Below are 21,071 nucleotides of genomic sequence, written 5' to 3' on the forward strand. Positions count from 1 at the left end.
TGCTCCGTCTTTCCTCCTTCGCCCATGCAGGAAAAGGATGTATCGGGTATTAGCTACCGTTTCCGGTAGTTATCCCTGTCTTGTGGGCAGGTTGCCTACGTGTTACTCACCCGTCCGCCGCTAGGTTAGTTAGAAGCAAGCTTCTAACTAACCTCGCTCGACTTGCATGTATTAGGCACGCCGCCAGCGTTCGTCCTGAGCCAGGATCAAACTCTCCATTAAAGACCAACCGAAGTTGGTTTATAGAAAGAGCGATAAGCTCATTTTGAAACTGACGAGATAAAAAATATCTCTTGTTTGCTTCCATTTTATACAGCCTGGAAGGCATGTACCAAAATTTCAGCGTTGGATTTTGTGAACAAAATCCCTACTCACTCGTTGTTCAGTTTTCAAAGATCAAGTCAACAGCCGTTTAACTGGCTGGATATATAATTTATCACGTGTATACCTATCAGGCAAGTTGTAATATTTTCCAATTTACTAGTTTGTATTTCTACACGGTGATTTACCTGGAACAACTGAGACTCTCTTATCTCCTACTTAAAGCGCAAAGTTGATCAGGTATAAACATCATAAATCAGAAAAGCAGAAGCTCTTTATGTATTGGAGGAACCGCTACTTCCGCTTTTTTAGATAAAATCCTGAAAGTTAGCTTAGCCTAAAGCTGTAGCTAAATCCTGTATCAGAAGTTCAGCAGGCTCATGCCCTACAGCTAGGCGGATAAGCGATTCGGGCATGTGTTGTTTTTCTAGACTCTGCTTATTGAAGCCGTAGTTTGGTGAGATCACCTGGCTCTCCATAGACCCCCAAGATACACCGATCCGAATCAGTCGCAGTTTATTGATCACTCTGCATATATCCTCATAACCCGAATCTTTTAGTTCAAAACTGAATAATCCGGCATACCCTTTGAGTTGCCTACATGCCAGCTCATGTTGTGGGTGAGAAGGAAGTCCGGGATGATTCACTTTTGAAATGGCCGGATGATCTGATAGAAAACGAGCAACCAACAGAGCATTTCTCTGATGGGCTTCCATTCGGAGCGGGAGTGTTCTTAGCCCCCGAATGAGTAGCCATGCTTCAAAAGGGGCCAACGAGCCGCCAATCAACTCATACTCTTCAGCATACATACGATTTATTATCTCTTTAGAAGCGATCACTGCCCCTGCAATTAAATCATTATGACCACCCAAGTACTTGGATGCGGAGTGAACAACGATATCTACGCCCCATTCTAATGGTTTTTGAAAAAGGGGTGTAGCCCATGAATTATCTATGATTGTGCGGATGCCCTTCGCTTTGGAAAGCGAAGCTACCTCCTGAATATTTACCATATCGAATGTGAATGAGGTAGGAGACTCCATAAGAATAGCACGGGTCTGCGGTTTGATGGCATCAGCAACTGCTTCCGTAGAAGTGGAATGTACAATTGTATAATTTATATTGAACTTCGATAAGTATTTAGCTAGGCTGACGGAGGTTTCGTATATGTGTCCGACCAGAATCAGATGGTCCCCGGCGGATAAACTACACATTAGAGCCGCACTGATAGCAGCCATTCCGGAAGCAAAGCACTTGCAGTCCGCCCCACCTTCCAGTGCAGCAATCATTTGCTCTGCAATCTGAACGGTAGGATTGGTTCCCCTCGAATAGACATAATGCTCCTTTTCATTATTAGCCGCTTCAGCATAATCTTCGTAAGTATCAAAGAAAAATGGAGCAGTCTCATAAATAGGAGGAGCAGCAGCCTTAGCAAAACACCCTAGTTCGTCCTCAAATCGGAGACAGATAAGCTGATCATCCGAGAAACTCAAATCTGATCACCACTTTCTGAAAAATTTCAAACTCATGAGGTAGTCTCCTCAATCCGGGACTCAAATATTCTATAGGGTTATTTCAAAAATCTTTTAAAGAACTGCTGGATCTAAAAATGATAATTAAATGCATGAAATAAATATGGAGCAGTGAATGGAAGCAATGAGTAAAAATACACTCAGGGTATCAGAGTTGATCATCTGTATTTCATTGTTTGAGCTGGGAAGTACAACCCTGACTGTTCACCTTGCTCCTCTTTTTTGGCTTAATTATCAAAATGGTCTTATTTTTAATGCTTTTTCTATCTCATTGGCACGATATGAAGTGTTCCATCCTCGCTTAACTCTGCATAGGCAATCTCATCGATACTATCATATCCCTGCTCTCGCACCTTAGCCTTAATCTCTCCAATATCAATTGTTTTCCCACGCATAGATTCATTTAGCAACCTTCCCTTATCAATGACAGTAACAGAAAAAAGATCAGGCTGTGCATCTATTCCCATATCCTGAGCGGCGGGTGGCTCGTATTCAGGTTTCCGCATGACTGACAAGGAGCCGTTCGTCTCTAACGTAGCGTACCAGACCTCACGCAGAGAAAAAATATTTTGCTGGCGTAGCATGGAGAGTAGCTGTGTAAATTCTATGTCATATTTCTCCAGCATTTCTTGATTAACCTGCCCTTTATCCACGAGCAGCACTGTTCGACCTTCTGCCATATATCCAAATTTCACAAAATGGGTCGTCGCTTTTTCAAAAAAGTAGGCCAGCGCGCACCATAGTGCCAAAGCAAATAAAAGCTGCCCAATGGTCACCTTATCGTCATATAACGTATTTCCCACAATTTCGCTTAACACCAATGATGTTAGGAAATCGAGTGGTGTTAACTGACTAAGTGTTTTCCGACCTGTAATAAAAGTAATGATCCACAAGCCAAAAAAGCTGATGATCAATTTGACACCAATCGAAACAAATACCTCCATAAATAGGCCTCCCGGAAGAAGTTGTTTTGTTATGTGTTATTTACACCGGCCTACCTCAGCATAAACAGAGGATTATTCCTGAAATGTCTGAATAAAAAAGTCCGCTACCAACTAGAGGCAGCGAACTTTTTAATTACGGCTAGTATATAATCTTTAATCAAAGGCAATATGCCAGCTCCCGTAATTTTGTGCATAGTGACATCATTGCCCGCTAGCTTGGACTCCGGAGTCAGATTATCTACTTTTCACAAGAAGCTGAATCGCTTCTTTAACCAGCTTATCCGTGTCTCCTCCTGCCTCTTGCTCTTCCAATATACATCGTTGCAGATTCTCTGCTACAATTTGGGCAATCGCTTTATCTGATGCGTTACGTACGGCAGATAACTGGCTAACGACGTCTTTGCACGATTTTCCTTCATCCATTAAACGAAGTACCCCACGCACCTGTCCCTCAATCCTCCTCAGGCGCGTTTTCAGTTCATCACTGTAATTGTAATCCATAAGTAATGCACTCCTTTTTTGACTTACCATATACACGTATAGGTATATTATAAACCAAAAAAATAAATAGGATACCCTAAATAAATAGATTCACCTTGCCCTGGGAAGCATCCCCCAAGTAGGCGGCTACCCCAGCATATTCCAAACCTTCGATTAGCTCTTCTTGCTGCAGCCCTAACAAATCCATGGTCATGGTACAGGCGACGAGCTTGATCCCCTGCTCTCGTGCCAACTCTATAAGCTGCGGCAAGGAAAGCGCATTGTGTTTTTTCATGACATGCTTGATCATCTGTGGACCGAGTCCGGCAAAATTCATTTTGGATAGTGCCAGCTTTTTGGGTCCACGAGGCATGATCCAACCAAAGGCTTTTTCGAGTATCCCCTTATTAGTGCTCACGATTTCATCCTTGCGTAACGTATTTAGCCCCCAAAAAGTAAAGAAAATAGTTACTTCGTGATCATATGCTGCCGCTCCGTTCGCAATAATGAATGCAGCAATCGCCTTATCCAGCTCCCCGCTGAATAATACAATCGTTGTTTTGGGTGTGCTCATATGGATTCGCTTCCCTTAGTCTCTCCAGCCCATTCGGATATGCCTGAAAGCACAGATTTGACTTTTTTAGCGCCTTTGGCAACTAATAACTGACAAGCCATTTCACTGCGTGCTCCAGCTTGGCAAATCACTGCGATCTCTTCTTCCAAGTTCAGTTCAGAAAGTCTGTGCTCCAGTTCGCCAAGAGGGATGTGCTTAGATCCAGGGATATGTTTAAGCGTAAATTCAGCGGGTTCACGAACATCGAGTAAAATGAAGTTCTCTTTGCCAGAACATTTTGCTTGTAGCTCTTCATGGCTTATCGTAGAAGAAAATATTTGCTCCTTCTTCACTTCAGCTAGATTTGCTTTTTGTAGATAATGTCGCATTACATCTCCATCTTGGAGGGTGCCCAAATATTGATGTCCGGTGTTTTTGGCCCAGCTCTGAAAATCGGCTAATGAACCTTTGTCAGTCGCCTGAACCTCCATAATCTTTCCGGGAACGAGCTCATTCATAGCCTTTCTTGCTTTTACAATAGGCATAGGACAAGCTAACCCTTTACAATCAAGAATATGATCTGCTTGGATATTGTTAGTTGATGACATTCTATAACCTCCGCCTGTTTTTTTGAGGGGGCTTAGCTTAGTAAAATTTTTTATACATATACCCCTATAGGTATTAGAATAATGATACTCACTTCTCTTGTCAACTTATTTGGCCGTTTTTTCTCAGAAGCAAACAAAACCATGTCTTAAACAAATAAAATTAAAAGCAAAAAAAGCCGCGCAAAAACGCGACTCTAATGCATAAACATAAACCAAAATTAATCGTTTTTTTTCATCAGTTCTGGCAAATCCAGCGACATTGAAATATTACACAGCATACCTCTAGCGAGAAAAAGCATCGTTCTTTCCATTGCTTGTTCAATACCTGCCCGTCGGAAAGCATCATACACCGTCGTATGAATTTCACGTAACCCTTGCTGCATCACGCTTACAACCTCATCCTCGCGGATCGTCTGCGCCTGCATTTGCAAAAGTGTTTCATTACGGTATTCCGTCATAATTTGCGAATAGGCTGCAATTAGCTCTTGCTCGAGCTGCTCAGATGAGGCCGAATGAATGACGCTGTGAAAAGAATCTATGATACGTGTAAATGAAACCTTCAGGGCTTCAACAAGCAATGCTTCCTTGGTAGCGAAAAAACGAAAGACATAGGGTTGAGAAATATTGGCCCGTTCTGCAACTTTGGCTGTTGTAGCTCGGTAGTAGCCCATCTCAGCAAACACTTCAATGGCAGCAGATATGATTTCCTTTTGGCGATTTATAGATGTTGACGTAGCTTTAGTCATGTTTTTTTCATCCTTTTATTTAACACAGTTTTCCGATTAGTGATTAATCAATTACAAAATAGTATAAACGACATACCCTAAAAATGCAATGAGCTTGAACAAAGTCGCCTCCGCAATTCTAACGGAAACGACTCTGTTATATACATCCAATTATGGCGTTTTAGAGTTAAAATATAATCGGATATAATTGACCTTTTGCGTTTTGGTTTGATAGGAAAATACTAAATTATAACTAAGTCCTGATGTGTTATTGATCGTATAATTAGCTTCTGCTGTGTCAGGTATGTCTCTAGAGGTATCAACGGTTTCCGTAGGTTGGCCTAAATCGTCAACAATTTGTTTGATAAGCAACTTTTTATAGTCTGGATCGGAAGATGTAATTTCTGTAACTTTATCGCTTCCATCCAGCATGATGTCTGTATGATACTTAGCGTAACTTCTCATAGGACCAGTAGAACCAGACTCGGATTTCCCCCACAGCTCAAATAAAAGATCGCTGCTAGTTCCCAAGCCAAGACCTTTAGGCAAATTCGGTAAGGTTCCCTGCTTGGCTGCGCTAAATATAGCGGCTGCAGGGCTGTGTTTACTGTGAGGTGTAGCTGTACTATTGGCAGGTTCTTGATGGGTCGAGGTTGAGGTTGAGCCTTGCCCATTAGTATTGAGATCCGTGTTTTGATCTGTAGAACTAGCAGGCGATGTGACTGTTTCTGCTTTAGTAGGAGCAGTTGATTTTGCTTCCCCGCTATTGCTGCATCCTGTCATCACAGCAAAACCTATCGCCAATAAAGCACTAGTGGTGATTAGCTTGTAAGCCAACTTTTTACGATCATAAGATTGATGTGTATGCTTCATTATAAGATCACTCTTTCCTTGTTCATGGGTACAAACCAAGTGTAACCGAACCTCGTTTCCAGAATACCTCTACTTGTTTCCAACTTGTAAACAAGGACATTAATGATTTTCTAATATACACTATTTACGACCATAAGATCCCAGCTGTTGTTTAGAAAAGGAGTAAGGAGAGTCACTCTTCTTCAACCATATATTCCCTTTAATGATGAAGATGTATACAGCAAAAACAAAGTAGATCGTACCCGCAATCCAGTCTATTGCCGTTGGGATGTCTCGCTGTACTATTGCATGTATATACCAAATCCCGACTGGGACATGCAGGAGAAGTGCCGTAAACAATCCAGGATTATATAAGGTTTTTGCTTTAATATTGACAACGATGCCGTGCCATACGACCTGAAAGAATCCCATAAAAACGGGTGCGAGTCCAAGCCAGATTACTTGCGGAAACCATACGGGGAGCAGGTAAAACACATAGGCAATTGCAACATTGATAATCATCGCTGATTGAGTGTTCAAGGGGTAATGATCGGGTGCTTCACTTTTAAACATAACGTTGTTAAATAAACCAGCAAAATATCCAGGCCAGCGGTACTCCTCAAATTGATGAAACAATATAGCTACAAAACTCAACCATAACATGCCTGTTATATCCGAAAAGATAGCTTGATTCATAAGCAAAACAACACATACGACCACACCGATTATAGCCCCTGCATCTTGCCAATATTTTCTCAAATAATTCATATTAGTCACCCCTATGCTTTATTTTGATCAAAATATCTTTCAAACAGCAGATTTAATTGTTCCTCTATTGAAGGTATTTTCACAACTGCCCCTGATTCAAGAATCGGACTCATCAGTGCGGGCAGAAAAATAGCTCCGAATATTTGCAGCATCATCGCTAACAAGCGCCCCGGCTGTTGCTCGCCTGTCAGCTCCTTGATCGTGTTCTGAACCTTTGGAAATCCCATTATGTTTAAAAACCTTCCGTATTCCTGTTGAGATGTAAAGGGCGTGCTGCCCATGGCAATAATTCGCGAAAGAAGCTCTGGATATTGACGAATGACCTGTAAATAGTTATATAAAAATTGTTTCAGTCTATCTTGGGGGGGGATCGCTGTATTATCCAAAATAGAAAAGGTGTGTTGAAAGCCATTTAATATCACTTCAATAGCTTCACTGAGCAAATTTTCCTTGGAGCCAAAATAATAATTAACTAAAGAAATATTAGTAGCAGACAGGTCGGCAATTTTTCGGATTGTAACCGCCTCAAAACCTTCCTTTTGAATAAATTCCAGCGTAGCGTCTAAGATTTTTTCTTTGGTTTGTTGTTTTTTGTCTGGGTGATTCATGTTGTTCCTCCTCCTGTTTGGTCAATCATAACGGATGAATGAAATAGGGCAATTTATGTAAATCATTTTTCAAACAGTAATTAAAACATTGTTTAAATTACTGTTTGAACTTAGTTTAGCACTTTATATTTCACAAAACAAGGAGTGATTTGAGATTTAGGGAATAGAAAAACCCGCATACGAATGAGATCGTTTGCGGGTTGATTGATTTGAGGTTGAGAAAAGGACTAAATAGCCCAATTTCCTTTGCGGAACACGGCTTCGTTACTTCCATCTTGCAGTTCGCCATCAATATCCAGCTCAGCTGAGCCGATCATGAAGTCAACATGAGTCAGACTGACATTGGCACCGTTCTGGAGCAGCTCCTCCCGGTTCATTTGTGTCCCATTTTCCATATTAAATGGATACGCACTGCCTAGGGCCAAGTGACAGGAGGCATTTTCGTCGATACCTGTATTGTAAAAAATACGATTGAGATTGGAGATCGGTGAATCGTGCGGCACCAGTGCAACTTCTCCCAAATAGCTGGCCCCTTCATCCGTAGCGAGCAAATGAGTCAGATGCTGCTCGCCGGATTCTGCTGTATATTCAGTGACTTTACCGTCCTTAAAGGTAAACGTTATGCGATCCACCAGTTGTCCATTTAAATTGAGTGGCATGGTACTTGTGACATGACCATTCACACCTGTACGCTTAGGCATCGTGAACACTTCTTCTGTCGGCATATTCGCGACAAAGTAATCTCCGCGCTCGTTCTCCCCACCGCCGCTGCGCCAAATATGCCCGTCAGCCAGTTCAATTCGCAAATCTGTTCCTGGTGCACGATAGTGGAGACTTTTATACTTTTTATGATTCAGCTTGTCTTGTACCTGTTCAAGGTTTTTCAAATGTTTCTGCCAATTCTGAATAGGATCAGAGCCATCTACACGGTTCATTTGGAAAATTGTATCCCACATGACACGTATACGATCCTCTTCTGCTACATCTGCAAATACTTTATCGGCCCAAGCCTTCGTCGGCGCTTTAATTAAACACCAGCTAATTTTATGATTTCGGGTATATTTGGAAAAACTTTCTCTCGCCGTAGCTGCCGCCTTAGTCGCACGAGATACCTTTTGTGGATCAATGCCTTGATATAAATCGGGGTTCGGCACTTTAATCGTTAGTGTGGCTCCACCCTCTTCGGCAAATTTCTCCATCATTTCTGCCTTCCAAGCAGGGTAGTAATCAAAGCTGGCTTCGTCACCATGTTCAAAACGACTACGTGTAATGGAATCATCCTCAAACTCTACCTGTACATATTTAGCGCCTGCTTCATAGGCTTTGCTGACAATCAGGCGTGTAAACTCAACAGTTTCCAGTGGTGCAGTTACCAAAAACACCTGTCCGGGCTGAATGTTAACCCCTACTCTTACAACCAGTTCTGCGTATTGCTCCAACAATGATTCAAATGTACTCATTTTTCCACGCTCCTGTTCCGTTTTGATTATATTGAATAATTTCATCATTACAGTACGGATTGCTTCTCCAGTTCACGCAGCTCCACTCTTCGTATTTTGCCTGAGCTGGTTTTAGGGAGTTCTTTAATAAACTCTATTTTTCGTGGGTATTTATAAGGCGCCGTCCATGTTTTCACATGATGTTGCAGTTCCTTCACTAACGCCGGTGATCCTTCTACCCCAGCTTTGAGTACGACAAAAGCCTTTACAACATGTCCACGGATTTCGTCAGGGCTGGCTACGGCAGCACATTCCTGCACGGAGTCATGCTTCATAAGCGCTTCCTCTACTTCAAAAGGACCAATGGTATAGCCAGAACTGATAATGATATCATCCCCACGTCCTTCGAACCAGAAATATCCATCCTCATCTTTGCGAGCCCGGTCTCCCGTAACAAAATAATCTCCGTGGACACTAGCTAATTTGCGTTCTGGATCATGGTAATACGTATGGAATAATGCCGGCAGATCAGCGCGTACCGCAATATCGCCCACTTGCCCCGGAGCCAGCGGAATGCCATCCTCGTCTACGACCTCAACGAGTCCCGGTGCAATAGATTTGCCCATCGAGCCTGTACGCAGAGGTGCATCCTTTAAATTACCAATAATTAATGTGCTCTCCGTTTGACCGTAGCCGTCACGAATCGTAATGTTGAACTGCTCCTGAAACTTATTAATGACCTCCTGATTGAGAGGCTCTCCCGCAGAAACTGCGCTGCGCAATTGGGATAGATCATATTGATCCAAACCATCCGTTTTCGCCATAATCCGATATTCTGTCGGCGTACAGCACAACACTTGGATTCCGTACTGCTGCATGAACTGCAAATAGCGACCCGGACGAAACGGACCATTATATATGAATCCGGTCGCTCCATTCCCCAGTACAGATAAAAACGGACTCCAAATCCACTTTTGCCATCCTGGTGCAGCTGTAGCCCATACTACGTCTGAAGCTCGAATATCCAACCATGGTGATGTTATCCGCAGATGAGCATATCCCCAGCCATGGCTATGTACAACACCTTTAGGATTTCCCGTGGTGCCCGAAGTATAGGCCAGAATGGCCATGTCGTCACGGTGCGTCTTCACAGCTTCAAAAGTATCTTCCTGTCCATCCATCAGCTCATTCAGCACGAGCCAGCCAGATACATCTAGCGTGTCGTCCCCGGAGACCACGATACGATAATCCAGAGTAGGCAAATCATCGCTTATTTTGTCCACTTCACCTGTTACTCCGGTCCAGGCAATGACTGCGCGTGCTTCAGAATGGCGAAGACGATATGCAATATCCTTGGCACGCAGCATTTCTGAAGATGGAATGACAGCAAGCCCCAGCTTCAAGCAGGCTAAATAAATTACATACGCAATAATACGCCGTGGTACTACGACCAGAACTCTGTCACCTTTGTTAAATCCCAGACTTGCGAGTCCTCCAGCCAGTCGATTAGCCTTTTTCAACAGCTCTCCATAGGTGATTTCTTCGTATTCTCCTGTCTCACTCAGCCACTTAAGTGCTGTTTTATCAGCCTCATGGTGTTCCATTTCCGAAGTCATATTGTAAGATTCAGGCGCAAGCCATTGTTGTTGATCTGTCAAATTATACCTTCCCCTTTATACATAAGATGAGATCCACTTTCTTACTGTAGTATAACACGTCTTAGTACCAGGTTCTAATACCAGAATCATTTTTTTGGAAAAAAAATGAATTGGGTAAAAACAACCACAAAAAGAAAGAGCCTGATTTCAGACTCTTTCTCTTCACTGCAATCTTGATCTACAACTGGAGTTCTACCACTGTATAAGCCGCTTCCTGACCATTTACGAGCAACGCAATCCGATGCGTTCCCGCATAATGGCGACGAGTTGTCAGGTCTGCAAAACGGTGTGTCCGTGTACCTGTAAGATGGGTTCCTCCGGGGACCGTTTTGTCAGATAGCAAAAACAGTTTACGTGAAACTTGTCCTCTCGCCTTTACAAAGTCAATGCCGTACTCGATGCGGACTCGTACCGGGTCACCTTCACGAAGCTGAAGCGCGTAGCTCAACTCACAGCTATCACCAAGCTTTAGCACGGCAGGGTCTGTGGTGAAAGAGGCACCCGTGACCAACGGTCCCCCGTCTGTTTCATCCGCATAGCCGAACATTGCCATCACTTCGGGGATGGATTTGCGAATCAGGGTCCGGCAGCCATGACGCACAATCCAGTCGGTGTCAGGATGTGTCCCTTTCCACCGTTGAGCCGTAGCAATGACCACATCAGGATGATCCTTGGCAATATCGTTCAGGTTGTTGGCTACACTTTTACGTACATATAGTGATGGATCGGCTTTCAGTAATTCCAATACAGCCAATACTGGAGCAGGATCGCGCTTAAACACAGGCAACGCCTGTCCCCAGGGTAGCCGTGGACGGCAGCCTTCGCTGGCAAGACGACGAACGTGCTCACTTTGATGTCCCGCCCAGGTCGTCATCTGCTGCATCATCCGTTCCGGTTCACGCAGGAGGAAGGGTCTTACGGCGAACTCCGCAGAGGACCTAGATGTGAATCGCTCCAGCGCCTTCATGGACAGGTCCCAATGCCCTTCTCCCTGCCCATACACCTCCACAAAATCGGGGAAAAACAAGTACGGAAAACCACTACAATGCTCATCTATAGTAAAAAGAATACCCAGAGCTTCTTCATAATTACTGGGCAAAAATGCCCCTAATGTTAACGAAATACGCCGTATTCGTTCTTTCAGCTCCAGCTCATCCCATTTTTCATCCATCACTTGATGAATAAATCCGATGGTATCGAACGGCCTGTATGCAGACTGTACTTTTTCACCGAATTGTTGAAGAAAATTCTCCGTGTACATATTTTTTAAGGGCTCAGCCATTATATATCTCCTTTTGAATGAGGTTGAGAGAATTGTAGCAAGGCATACTAAAAATGCCAAGTCCTATGATGAGGACCTGACATTTTTACATCAACACAAGAAATCGATTTAACTTATAATTCGTGTTGGACAAACCAATTGGTAATGCGTTGCAGTCGTTCCACGCGAAGCTGCGGGTGCCCTTTTCGTGAAAGCTCGTGACTTGAAGCTGAAAAACGGACAAATTGCGTAGGTTTCCCCAAACGACGCAATGCTGTAAACAGCTGTTCTCCCTGCTCTATAGGGCATCGCAGATCCTGCTCCCCGTGCAATATGAGCAGCGGTGTGTTAATTTGCTGCACATAAGCCAGCGGAGATTGCCTCCACAAGAGCTCGCAATCCTCCCACGGATTCCCGCCGACTTCATCTTCAGTAAACGAGTACCCTATGTCGCTCACTCCATACATTGACAGCCAATTAGATATGGAGCGCTGGGTTACAGCTGCGCGGAAACGATCGGTATGGCCAACAATCCAGTTTGTCATAAAGCCACCATAGCTGCCCCCTGTTACACCCAGCTTTTCCGGATCAATGAATGGGAACTGGCGTATAGCCTCGTCCACTGCGCTCAGTAGATCAGTGTAATCGCGTCCGCCGTAATCTCTAAGGACGACATTGGTAAAAGACTGTCCGTACCCTCGGCTTCCTCCGGGATTCGTGTAGATGACTGTATATCCCTGAGCGGCCAGCAACTGAAATTCATGAAAAAAAGAATTGGAATACATGGCATGAGGGCCACCGTGAATCTCCAAAATGGCAGGATAGGATACTCCCTCCTTAAACCCAGCAGGCTTCATTACCCATCCCTGCACCCGTCGGCCATCCTCAACCTCCGTCCAAAAGCACTCAGGCACACTGATCTCAATCTCATCAAGCAAAGAATCATTTACTCGTGTCAGCCGTACCTCAGTTCCTGAATGGATCGCAATCCGGAACAAATCGCCTGGTAAAGTTACATCGGTGGAAGCGGCAATGATATGCTGCTCATCCGGTGTAAGCTCGAATTGGTAAATTTCTCGATCTCCTTGCGTTAAAATTTTAAAAGTTCCATCAAGCGCAAACTGATATACGTTTACATTCCCTTCAAGAGTTACTAGCGTATACAGGGATTGACCATCCGCACTGAAGCGTGGTGGTCCTACATGAAGATGTGAACGCATGTCGCTCATACCCGCATTACCAAGGTGAGCGTCAAGCGTCTCACTAACGCATACTGCCTTCCCCCCACTGGAAGGAACCGTGTACAGTCGGGTCTGAGTAGCGCCTTTGGCATGTCGATCATGGCCGTAAAAGGCAATCGTTGAACCGTCGGGAGAATAAGCAGCACTCTCGATGTGCAGTTCAGAATGGGTCAGCTTAAGCGGTGCTGCGGCATCATCATTTGAAATCGCAGGAGTTATCGTAAACAAATCATTTAGTTCACGTAAATCCGTATCCTCTTTCGAATGTTCTGCGATTCTGGCGACGAATAAAATACGTTGAGCATCCGGTGACCACACAGGCTCTGCCACATCATAAGCGCCGGAAGTCAGTTGAACTGTGTGCCCCGAAGTCATATCCGTTACATACAAGTGATCACGAGTATCATCCCACAGTCCATAGCCGTCGGATTTAGCTTTCGTTCGATTAACAACTCGTCCCTTAAGTTGCGTCTCCTGAGTTCCTTCATCGGATATCGGGCTTGACGGGTTCTCGGCCGTTTTAGCTACAAACGATATGCAGGTCCCATTAGGAGACCAGGCTAATGAACGAACGTTGTTCTCTACGTATGTAAGCTGTCGTGCCTCTCCCCCGCGTTCTGGAATAATCCATACCTGGCGCTTGCCGTCTGTTGTACGGAGAAAAGCTAGTTGTGATCCGTCGGGTGACCAGACAGGCGTTTCATCTTTCGGTCCGTATGTAAAGGGTAATGCGCTAGCGCCATCGGACGATAATAGCCAAATTCCTGAGTTATAATCTGTCCGCTCTTTATTAATATACTGTTCTACGTAAGCGATTTCACCACTAATAGGATGAATAGCTGGATCGCTAACCCAGTGAAGTCGATATAAATCCTCGGCTGTTATACAGCGCTTGGTCGTGCTAAATTGCGAGTCGCTCAAAAAAATTCCTCCTTATATCATCAGATTCCACATTTTCAAATTTTAACTAATCCGATTAATTTTATGTGATTATAATAATTATACAATTACGTTACTCTTTTAATTTATTTCTGTCAATTTGTCCAAAATTAAAAAGCCCCTCTCTCAGCCGCTATCGACCAGAAAGCACCGTTATTTCGGTTGCTTTCATGAGAGAGGGTAACGTTATTCATCAATCATAACTGAAAATTCATTCGCTCCAAGCCCCTTTCAGCGAACGAATCGGCTTCGTCTGTTCCGGGTGATCGGGTCTAATTTTGGTTGGCTGTCTCGGCTTCATTTTTTTCACGAATGTAAGTGGAGAATAATTCAGGATTCACCACTTTACGCAGTAAATGCATCGTCCCGTCCCCTGTTCCATGGTCAAAAGCATGGATACGTTCATATCCCCAACGCTCGTACATGGATAGCAAATAGGGATGCTTTTCTGCAGTCGCCAGTGTTACTGCAGGAGCTCCCACCTGATCACGTATAATCGTTTGCTCTACCCAATTCAACAATTTTTTCCCATATCCTTTGCCCTGGGTCGCCGGGTCTACAGCAAACCACATCACAAACGGTAGATCGGTTATAAAATTAAGGGCTCTATTTTTGAGATGGCTGACGGTAGCCTGAATGACACCGTCTACTTCCAGCACATAGCAATTATTATTTTTAATATTTTCTTGAATGAGAGCAACGTCTGCCTGAGCGGCAGGCCATCGAAGCCCCAACTGCCGAATTGTTTCATACGCCTCATACGTCACATACTGCAATCTTTCTGCGTCCTCTTGGAGTGCCAGACGATAGATTTCACTCATACTAACCCGCCTCCTTATAGTGTTTTTATAAAACGCGTGAACCACTATATAATTATTCCTATCTATTTAATCAGATATAAAAGTTAACATAACTGTAGCATGCTCACCATCCAGCGACAAATTAATTTTTTCTATAACTCCATTTAAAATAACAATATCCCCTCGAAAGAGGGGCATTCGGTAAATCAAAGTCAACGCAAAAAAGCCCGAAAGCCGGGCTCCTTTAATTTCTAGGCGAATAAAATGCTGTCATGCCTCAGGCATTTTAAACACAACATGTTTGCAGTGTTACTCCGCAGGGGCAGTAAAGCTGCGTTTGGCAAACTCGCTGTCCAGCATATAAAAGGCGTTACTGTCTCTTTCAATGCGTTTAAGCTTCTGAATAACACTGTCGAACAGCGCTTCCTCCTCGACTTGCTCATCAATAAACCATTTCAAGAAATGGATCGTTGCATGCTCACGTGCATCGAGGGCCAAGTCAGCCAAATGATAAAATTTTTGCGTGTTTTGCTGCTCATGCTTGTAGCCATGCTCAAATACGTCCAGCATGGAATCGTAGCTATTTTTGGGCTCTGGTAATGCAGCCAATGTAGCGCGTCCTCTACGATCATTAATGTATTTATACAGTTTCATGGCATGAAACCGTTCCTCCTCAGCTTGTACTAGGAAGAAGTTTGCAAACCCATCCAGACTTTCACTGGAGCAATAAGCAGCCATCGCCAAATATACGTGAGCGGAGTAAAATTCAAAGTTCATTTGCTCATTCAGAGCCTGTGCCAAATTGTCATTCATGTCTCAGGTCACCTCGGTCATGTATGTAATGATGTAACGATCATAGTGTACCACGAATCCGATCACAAAAAAACGGACGGAAATGAATCCAGTTCAGTGCTCTCACATTCCGCCCGCGATTTCCACAATCAGTTCGCAATCAAGGCTCCAGGCCCCAGACACGTTTGTCGTTTATATACAAAGGTGCTTTGTCCCAATCCGTATAAGAGGTCTTGGTAGAATCATAGGAAAAATCATCACTTTCGTTATAGTCGCTCCAGTCCGTCTTGTTCATGCGAATTTGAATATCTCCTGTATTTTCCCCTGCTGCCAGACTTCCCGCACCAGCTCCAAAGGAGATCTCCAGATAATAATCTGCACCTGTAACGGCCTTATCCAGTTTCACAAAACGTCCCTGAACGTTACTACTACCCAACTGTGCATAGTCACAATGGAATTCCTGTGACTTGTCGCCATCTACGGTATAGTAGTATCTCAGCTTAACATTTTTCAGTTCGACAGCCTCTTTACCCTTGTTTACAACACGGAACAGTGGCCGAATCTGGTTATCTCCCGGATTAGTGTCGCCCACGCGGTATTGGGCAATCACGTCTCCCGTTGCTGGAATGGGAGCTGCCGTAGGCTTAGCACTGACCTCGACAGAATCCGGGCTGGTTCCTAAAGAATTTGTTGCATTTGCTACATAATAATAAGTGGTTTCATTCAGCACTCCTGTATCCTTGTAAGTGCTGTCTGTTACCGTTGCTACTGTGGTATAAGGACCACCACTGGTTGTCGAGCGCTTGACCGTATAGCTATCGGCACCCGTCGCTTTGCTCCAAGTGAGTGTAACCTGAGCATCCCCTGCGTTTGCCTTCACATTTGCCGGAACTTTGGGAGCTGTCGGCTCGGTTGGTCCACTACCGTTAATGAGACGGTCATACTCAGCATAAGCCGTTGCCATATCGACTTGGGACCAGAAACGGTGATACGTAAATTCTGGAGCACCTTTATCCCATTTTTTGGTCTGATTGTTCCAAGAAGTCGTGTATTTATCTTTAAGATAGGACCATTGCGGATCTTTAGTGATATTAGGCCGGATATCGCTATAGCTGGAATAGGTACCATTGCCGCCCTTGGACGGGTCAGAAGCGGTAGCGTCTGTGCCAGGGATCGTGTTGCCTTGTCCAGTCTTACCACTCCAGCCGTTCGGGATATACACTTCTTTAGTAAAATAACGATAATAATCCTCGCGAGCTTCCTTCGTTGTAATACCTATACCATCGTTATAACCCCATGCAGCATCAAGCAAAGCTTTAGACAGATCCTTAGCTTCCTTGCCTAACTCGGAATAGTCTCCTTTTTCAGCTTTCGTTCCAGCAGCAAAGAAAGTAAGTGCTTTAACATAGCTGCCCAGTACTCCGGCATCCTGCCCCGGATTCTTTGTTACCACATGGAGATTGGTATTCCCTTTATGATTGGCAAATCCGCTCCAGGTTTCAGGCTTTCCACTCCACTCCAGATTGCTCGGCAGCCAGAATTCGCCTTTAGCTGCTGTAGTAGCCACTTTCGGATTTTTGCCACCCAGAATACGCTTGCCTTGTGCATCCAAATAATATCCCTGCACGTCAGTCACAGGCCGTTCGTTGGCAAATACATAGTTCTTGGACCATGCGATCCAGTTTTCCGTCACTTGTTTAGCCATTTTAAACTGCTCGGACGAAGTATCCCCTTTCTTGGCTAAAATGTAGTACAGCTCGGCAACTCGCTCGACAGGCCAAGCCTGCATCCCGAACCAGTTATTCGACGGTGGATCGTTATATACAGGAGCCCCTGTATAAGCCATGCCATAAAAGGTACTTGTGCCAGATGGATAAGCCTTGTAGGCACCATCCCAGCTATTCGTCGCTCCGCCTGCAATGGCCCCCTCATCGGATTGCAGCCAAGTATAAAACTCCAGTTGGCGCTTCAGCGAGGTCGCCCAATCCTGTCCCGCCGTTGGTGAATTCGGTATTAATCCACCATCTTGGTTGGACAACGCATATGCTGCGACGACATTTTGGTAGCCCTGATGTGCATGGCTGGCACCAATACGCCAAGCCCAGTTGCCGCTTTGGCCAAGTCCGCCGCCCCAGGATGTATACCATGCCATCAGATAAAGACTGGCATCCTTGCCCGTACCAGCAATTGGACTTCCATTGGAAGCGCTTCCGGTTTTCTGGAAGTATTTATCGTACATGCCGTAACGCAAAAAGTCTCCCATCTTTTTGGCTTTATCCAAATATACGGAGTTGTCATATCCCAATTCCTTAGCCCAGTACATCGCTTGAACTGCCCGTGCATCTGCATCGGTGGCATTCGTGTAACGCCATTGCTGAGCCGGGGCATTATTTTCCTTGGTGAACAAGCTCATAAAGCCTTCATTAGGCTTGCCAAACTTTTGATTGTCTTGCGATGGATGTGGTACAACCTCCCAGACCGATTCCTGTTCCCCGCGCTGGAAGGTGTTTACATAGGCTGCTGTATGCGACGGATTCAGAAGATTTCCGAAACCGTACCAATTATCCACGTCCAACAACCAGTGCATCAGATAAGTCTGGTTGTTGCCATAGGTTGCCTTCAGCTCAGAGTCCAGTGGATCCTTGCCAGCACCATACTGACCACTTAGGCGGCTTGGGTACTGATCCGGCTGCGAATATTCTGCTGCATAAGTGGCGGGGCTGTTCGGGTTATAGTTACTCATTGTCGGTTGCTCTTCCTTACCGTCGCCTTCATTAACAGGAATGATATATTTCTCCATGTTGTCCCACGCGGATTCCAAATGCCCCCAATCCCCGGTATAATGACCATACAGTACTTCCAGCCACATCCAGTAGCTGTACGCTTCCGAAGTCGTTAAGTGTCCGTAATCCGGAGCCTCGCTCATGAGCGTTTCAACGGAATGATAAGGTATGCCTTCTTTTGAAAAGTATCCGCTAGCCGGATCCTTCAGCTGTTTATACAATTGTAGAAAGCGTGTCGATTCCGGTGTTGTAGCTGATGCACGGTCGGGTTCTGCCTGAAATAAGCCCAAGGTTAACGGAAGTACCAAAATAGCTGACATGACCATAGAGACAGATTTCCTGAACACGGATTTTCTGCTGATCACTTTGCATTCATCCTCTCCATTATCAATTTTGACTTTACACAAGATTTTATTCCGAAAAATGACAGCACAAAAAGACAGCACCATCACCTCACTTTCCCATAAAAAAGGTGGAGGACACGCTGTCTATTGCTCCAAATGCTTCGCATTGGCCCTGGAAAAAATATACCACACTAGGCGCCAAATGAGAGTCGAAAAATTATATATGTTTAGAGTTTCACAAGGAAAATTGACGAAATCAATTGGAATCGGTACTATTTCACAGGGAGGCGTTAAAACATGAAAATTTTGCTATTGCTTGGTTGTATCGTGATGTTTTTAGCCGTAGCGTTTGGAGCGTTCGGCGCACACGCATTGAAAAAGAGACTTTCCGCAGACATGATGAGCATATTCCAGACAGGAATTCAATATCAAATCGCTCATGGACTGGGTTTGCTGCTGCTTGGAGTTCTTGCTGACAGACTTGTCCATTCTTCTCTCATCGTAACCGCAGGCTGGGTTATGCTGGTGGGTATTCTCCTATTTTCCGGTAGTCTGTATGCCCTTAGTATATCCGGTGTGAAAAAGCTTGGAGCAATCACCCCCATTGGCGGGTTGGCTTTTTTGGCAAGCTGGGTCATTGTGATCGTGGCGGTTGTGCAGGGTTAAACAAGGGTAAAGAAACAGAGACTTGGAAAAGGAGGCGCTTCCAAGTCTCTCGAATTATTAACGTAGCATTCCTGAGTATTATGACAGAATACATTATTTCGTCTGCACTTGTTGCGCTTTCTGAGCGGCTATCCGGTGTCCTTCGATATAACGTCTGGATTCAGCCATCTCATGCTCCTGAGCAGCTTCCATAATAATATGAACCCCCGGCTTGTACTGCTCCAGCAGTTCCATGTAGAGGCCATAGTTCATGTCTCCAAAACCCGGCGGCACCGTCTCAATTTCACCCGACGATGACAAACGCCGGTCTTTGGCATGCGCAGCGATAATCCGGGGGCCCAGCAGTTGGAAAGCTTCCCGAATGATCTCATCCTGCTGCGCCATATTTTCCGTTTTCAGCAGATTACCAGGATCAATCACAACACCGATGTGTGAAGAGGGCACTTCCTCCAGAAAGGTAGCCAACTCTACGGCAGTTCCTACCAAGTGATCGTTTGCAGCTTCCAATCCTACGAATACGCCCCACTTCTCCGCTTCATCTGCTAATTCACGCACTACTTCCCTTACAACTCTCCAGTCACGTTCCGTATAGGCGGTACCATCCTCATTACGTCCCACTTCAGCTGCAACCATGGGTGCTCCTAACAGACCCGCATATCGGATCAGCTCTTTAAAGCGCTCTACATTTTCACGCAGCAATTCCTCATCCTGTACAAAAAAATGCAAATAGCACCCGAGCACCGATATGGAAACACCATGCTTACGAAATTCTTCTGCGATAGACAGTGCCAATCCCGGATTGAACTTACCCGGTTTATTAAAATCCACATCACTGATCGCTCTCCACGGAGCCAGCTGAACATGAGTAAAGCCCGCTGCGCCTACCTTTGCAGCCAATTCGCGATAAGGCAACTTGCCAAACAAATGTGCCAATACACCTACTGTCACTAAAATTCACCTCTTATTTTTATTTTTGTATGCTACTTGTTACCGTAATCTGCTCCAAGGTCTCATTGATGATGTGCGTAATCCGCTCCACTTCATCATGAATAAAAAAGTGTCCTCCCTCAAAGGTAAACATACGAAATTGCTGATCCGTATGCTGTGCCCATGCCTCCGCATCTTGTAAGGTCACCGTGTTATCGGTCATTCCCGTCAAAGCGGTGATAGGACAATGTAAAAGTGCGGCTTTAGCCGTGTACTTATACAACTCAACAGCTTTGAAATCCGCTCTTAACACGGGCATAAAATAGTCGTATAATTCCTGATTGTCAAAAATCGCTTCCGAAAGCTGACCGTACCGCTGCAAATGCGTCCTGAACTGATCTGCGGGCAGATCGTGTAACCACGGGGAATTTCTTGGGACATGCGGTGCCCGTCCACCCGAAACGAACAGATGAGCAGGCTTGCCATATCCACCGGCCACCAGCTTGTAGTACAGCTCGAATGAGATCATCGTCCCCATACTGTGGCCGTATATGGCATAAGGATTGCCGGGGGCTATCTCTTCGCTGATCTTGTGCAACAGATCCTCGCTCATCTCCTCAATGCTTTCCTTTAGCGGTTCCCCAGAACGAATACCCCTGCCCGCTAATTCCAGTGGAACAAGCTTAATCTGCGGAAGTAGCGACTTTTTCCATTTGAAGCTGACCGACGCCGATCCGCCTGCATATGGGATGAAAAATAATGTGATAGTTGCCATTCTTGCAACCTCCTGCCTTGCTAAGTTCTAACTTTTTCATTTTAGCATAAAAAGG

Annotated in this window: 19 protein-coding genes and 1 rRNA gene; 1 reads left to right on the forward strand and 19 read right to left on the reverse strand. The window is 44.8% G+C overall.

The window, feature by feature from the left end; translation table 11 throughout:
• The 17 genes from ACWA2B_RS22145 to ACWA2B_RS22225 form a co-directional block, all read right to left on the reverse strand.
• Positions 1–222 (reverse strand): 16S ribosomal RNA (locus ACWA2B_RS22145); the annotation flags it as partial.
• A 431-nt stretch (positions 223–653) separates the two neighbouring features.
• Positions 654–1,814: a trans-sulfuration enzyme family protein gene (locus ACWA2B_RS22150; protein WP_340932170.1), complete on the reverse strand. Its 1,161-nt coding sequence runs from the start codon at positions 1,812–1,814 to the stop codon at positions 654–656.
• Between the two features lie 302 nt (positions 1,815–2,116).
• Positions 2,117–2,797, reverse strand: coding sequence for a YetF domain-containing protein (locus ACWA2B_RS22155; RefSeq protein ID WP_029516790.1), 681 nt, complete (start codon positions 2,795–2,797; stop codon positions 2,117–2,119).
• 234 nt (positions 2,798–3,031) lie between these two features.
• Positions 3,032–3,298: a metal-sensitive transcriptional regulator gene (locus tag ACWA2B_RS22160; RefSeq protein ID WP_013310304.1), complete on the reverse strand. Its 267-nt coding sequence runs from the start codon at positions 3,296–3,298 to the stop codon at positions 3,032–3,034.
• Positions 3,299–3,374: 76 nt separating this feature from the next.
• Positions 3,375–3,851 (reverse strand): DsrE/DsrF/DrsH-like family protein, encoded by a 477-nt coding sequence (locus ACWA2B_RS22165; protein WP_029516791.1) that lies wholly within the window; start codon positions 3,849–3,851, stop codon positions 3,375–3,377.
• The gene (locus ACWA2B_RS22170; protein WP_029516792.1) at positions 3,848–4,438 is read right to left on the reverse strand and encodes a sulfurtransferase TusA family protein; all 591 of its coding nucleotides are present in this window, start codon (positions 4,436–4,438) and stop codon (positions 3,848–3,850) included. Before ACWA2B_RS22170 ends, ACWA2B_RS22165 begins: the two co-directional genes overlap by 4 nt.
• Before the next feature lie 218 nt (positions 4,439–4,656).
• Complete coding sequence (locus tag ACWA2B_RS22175; RefSeq protein WP_340957715.1) at positions 4,657–5,184, reverse strand: TetR/AcrR family transcriptional regulator; 528 nt, start codon at positions 5,182–5,184, stop codon at positions 4,657–4,659.
• A 150-nt stretch (positions 5,185–5,334) separates the two neighbouring features.
• A complete protein-coding gene (locus tag ACWA2B_RS22180) occupies positions 5,335–6,036 on the reverse strand; it encodes a DUF4309 domain-containing protein (protein ID WP_342426066.1) in 702 nt (233 codons plus the stop codon).
• 120 nt (positions 6,037–6,156) lie between these two features.
• Positions 6,157–6,783: an HXXEE domain-containing protein gene (locus ACWA2B_RS22185; protein WP_449292617.1), complete on the reverse strand. Its 627-nt coding sequence runs from the start codon at positions 6,781–6,783 to the stop codon at positions 6,157–6,159.
• An 11-nt stretch (positions 6,784–6,794) separates the two neighbouring features.
• Complete coding sequence (locus ACWA2B_RS22190; protein WP_449292618.1) at positions 6,795–7,391, reverse strand: TetR/AcrR family transcriptional regulator; 597 nt, start codon at positions 7,389–7,391, stop codon at positions 6,795–6,797.
• 227 nt (positions 7,392–7,618) lie between these two features.
• Positions 7,619–8,851: an aminopeptidase gene (locus tag ACWA2B_RS22195; RefSeq protein WP_449292639.1), complete on the reverse strand. Its 1,233-nt coding sequence runs from the start codon at positions 8,849–8,851 to the stop codon at positions 7,619–7,621.
• A gap of 47 nt (positions 8,852–8,898) precedes the next feature.
• Complete coding sequence (locus tag ACWA2B_RS22200) at positions 8,899–10,488, reverse strand: acyl-CoA synthetase (RefSeq protein WP_449292619.1); 1,590 nt, start codon at positions 10,486–10,488, stop codon at positions 8,899–8,901.
• Positions 10,489–10,666: 178 nt separating this feature from the next.
• On the reverse strand, positions 10,667–11,770 hold the full coding sequence (locus ACWA2B_RS22205; RefSeq protein WP_340932156.1) for a DNA alkylation repair protein: 1,104 nt from the start codon (positions 11,768–11,770) through the stop codon (positions 10,667–10,669).
• Positions 11,771–11,883: 113 nt separating this feature from the next.
• On the reverse strand, positions 11,884–13,911 hold the full coding sequence (locus ACWA2B_RS22210; protein ID WP_340932154.1) for a S9 family peptidase: 2,028 nt from the start codon (positions 13,909–13,911) through the stop codon (positions 11,884–11,886).
• Positions 13,912–14,201: 290 nt separating this feature from the next.
• Positions 14,202–14,750, reverse strand: coding sequence for a GNAT family N-acetyltransferase (locus ACWA2B_RS22215; protein WP_165150196.1), 549 nt, complete (start codon positions 14,748–14,750; stop codon positions 14,202–14,204).
• A 288-nt stretch (positions 14,751–15,038) separates the two neighbouring features.
• Positions 15,039–15,542, reverse strand: coding sequence for a ferritin (locus ACWA2B_RS22220; protein WP_039275069.1), 504 nt, complete (start codon positions 15,540–15,542; stop codon positions 15,039–15,041).
• A 139-nt stretch (positions 15,543–15,681) separates the two neighbouring features.
• Positions 15,682–18,630: a glycoside hydrolase family 48 protein gene (locus ACWA2B_RS22225; protein ID WP_449292640.1), complete on the reverse strand. Its 2,949-nt coding sequence runs from the start codon at positions 18,628–18,630 to the stop codon at positions 15,682–15,684.
• A gap of 315 nt (positions 18,631–18,945) precedes the next feature.
• Between ACWA2B_RS22225 and ACWA2B_RS22230 the strand changes: the two genes are divergently transcribed.
• Entirely contained in the window at positions 18,946–19,314 is a 369-nt protein-coding gene (locus ACWA2B_RS22230; protein WP_318628370.1) for a DUF423 domain-containing protein, read from the forward strand.
• A gap of 93 nt (positions 19,315–19,407) precedes the next feature.
• Here ACWA2B_RS22230 and ACWA2B_RS22235 read toward each other — a convergent pair whose 3' ends face one another.
• A complete protein-coding gene (locus ACWA2B_RS22235) occupies positions 19,408–20,262 on the reverse strand; it encodes a sugar phosphate isomerase/epimerase family protein (RefSeq protein ID WP_039275066.1) in 855 nt (284 codons plus the stop codon).
• Between the two features lie 19 nt (positions 20,263–20,281).
• Positions 20,282–21,016: a thioesterase II family protein gene (locus ACWA2B_RS22240; protein ID WP_318628369.1), complete on the reverse strand. Its 735-nt coding sequence runs from the start codon at positions 21,014–21,016 to the stop codon at positions 20,282–20,284.
• Positions 21,017–21,071 lie beyond the last annotated feature (55 nt).

The sequence above is a fragment of the Paenibacillus sp. CMM36 genome (assembly GCF_053570945.1).

Coding starts and splice junctions, on each gene's coding strand:
- ACWA2B_RS22155 (WP_029516790.1), bottom strand. CDS start 2,797: ATGGAGGTATTTGTTTCGATTGGTGTCAAATTGATCATCAGCTTTTTT.
- ACWA2B_RS22160 (WP_013310304.1), bottom strand. CDS start 3,298: ATGGATTACAATTACAGTGATGAACTGAAAACGCGCCTGAGGAGGATT.
- ACWA2B_RS22165 (WP_029516791.1), bottom strand. CDS start 3,851: ATGAGCACACCCAAAACAACGATTGTATTATTCAGCGGGGAGCTGGAT.
- ACWA2B_RS22170 (WP_029516792.1), bottom strand. CDS start 4,438: ATGTCATCAACTAACAATATCCAAGCAGATCATATTCTTGATTGTAAA.
- ACWA2B_RS22175 (WP_340957715.1), bottom strand. CDS start 5,184: ATGACTAAAGCTACGTCAACATCTATAAATCGCCAAAAGGAAATCATA.
- ACWA2B_RS22180 (WP_342426066.1), bottom strand. CDS start 6,036: ATGAAGCATACACATCAATCTTATGATCGTAAAAAGTTGGCTTACAAG.
- ACWA2B_RS22185 (WP_449292617.1), bottom strand. CDS start 6,783: ATGAATTATTTGAGAAAATATTGGCAAGATGCAGGGGCTATAATCGGT.
- ACWA2B_RS22190 (WP_449292618.1), bottom strand. CDS start 7,391: ATGAATCACCCAGACAAAAAACAACAAACCAAAGAAAAAATCTTAGAC.
- ACWA2B_RS22195 (WP_449292639.1), bottom strand. CDS start 8,851: ATGAGTACATTTGAATCATTGTTGGAGCAATACGCAGAACTGGTTGTA.
- ACWA2B_RS22205 (WP_340932156.1), bottom strand. CDS start 11,770: ATGGCTGAGCCCTTAAAAAATATGTACACGGAGAATTTTCTTCAACAA.
- ACWA2B_RS22215 (WP_165150196.1), bottom strand. CDS start 14,750: ATGAGTGAAATCTATCGTCTGGCACTCCAAGAGGACGCAGAAAGATTG.
- ACWA2B_RS22220 (WP_039275069.1), bottom strand. CDS start 15,542: ATGAATGACAATTTGGCACAGGCTCTGAATGAGCAAATGAACTTTGAA.
- ACWA2B_RS22225 (WP_449292640.1), bottom strand. CDS start 18,630: ATGGTCATGTCAGCTATTTTGGTACTTCCGTTAACCTTGGGCTTATTT.
- ACWA2B_RS22230 (WP_318628370.1), top strand. CDS start 18,946: ATGAAAATTTTGCTATTGCTTGGTTGTATCGTGATGTTTTTAGCCGTA.
- ACWA2B_RS22240 (WP_318628369.1), bottom strand. CDS start 21,016: ATGGCAACTATCACATTATTTTTCATCCCATATGCAGGCGGATCGGCG.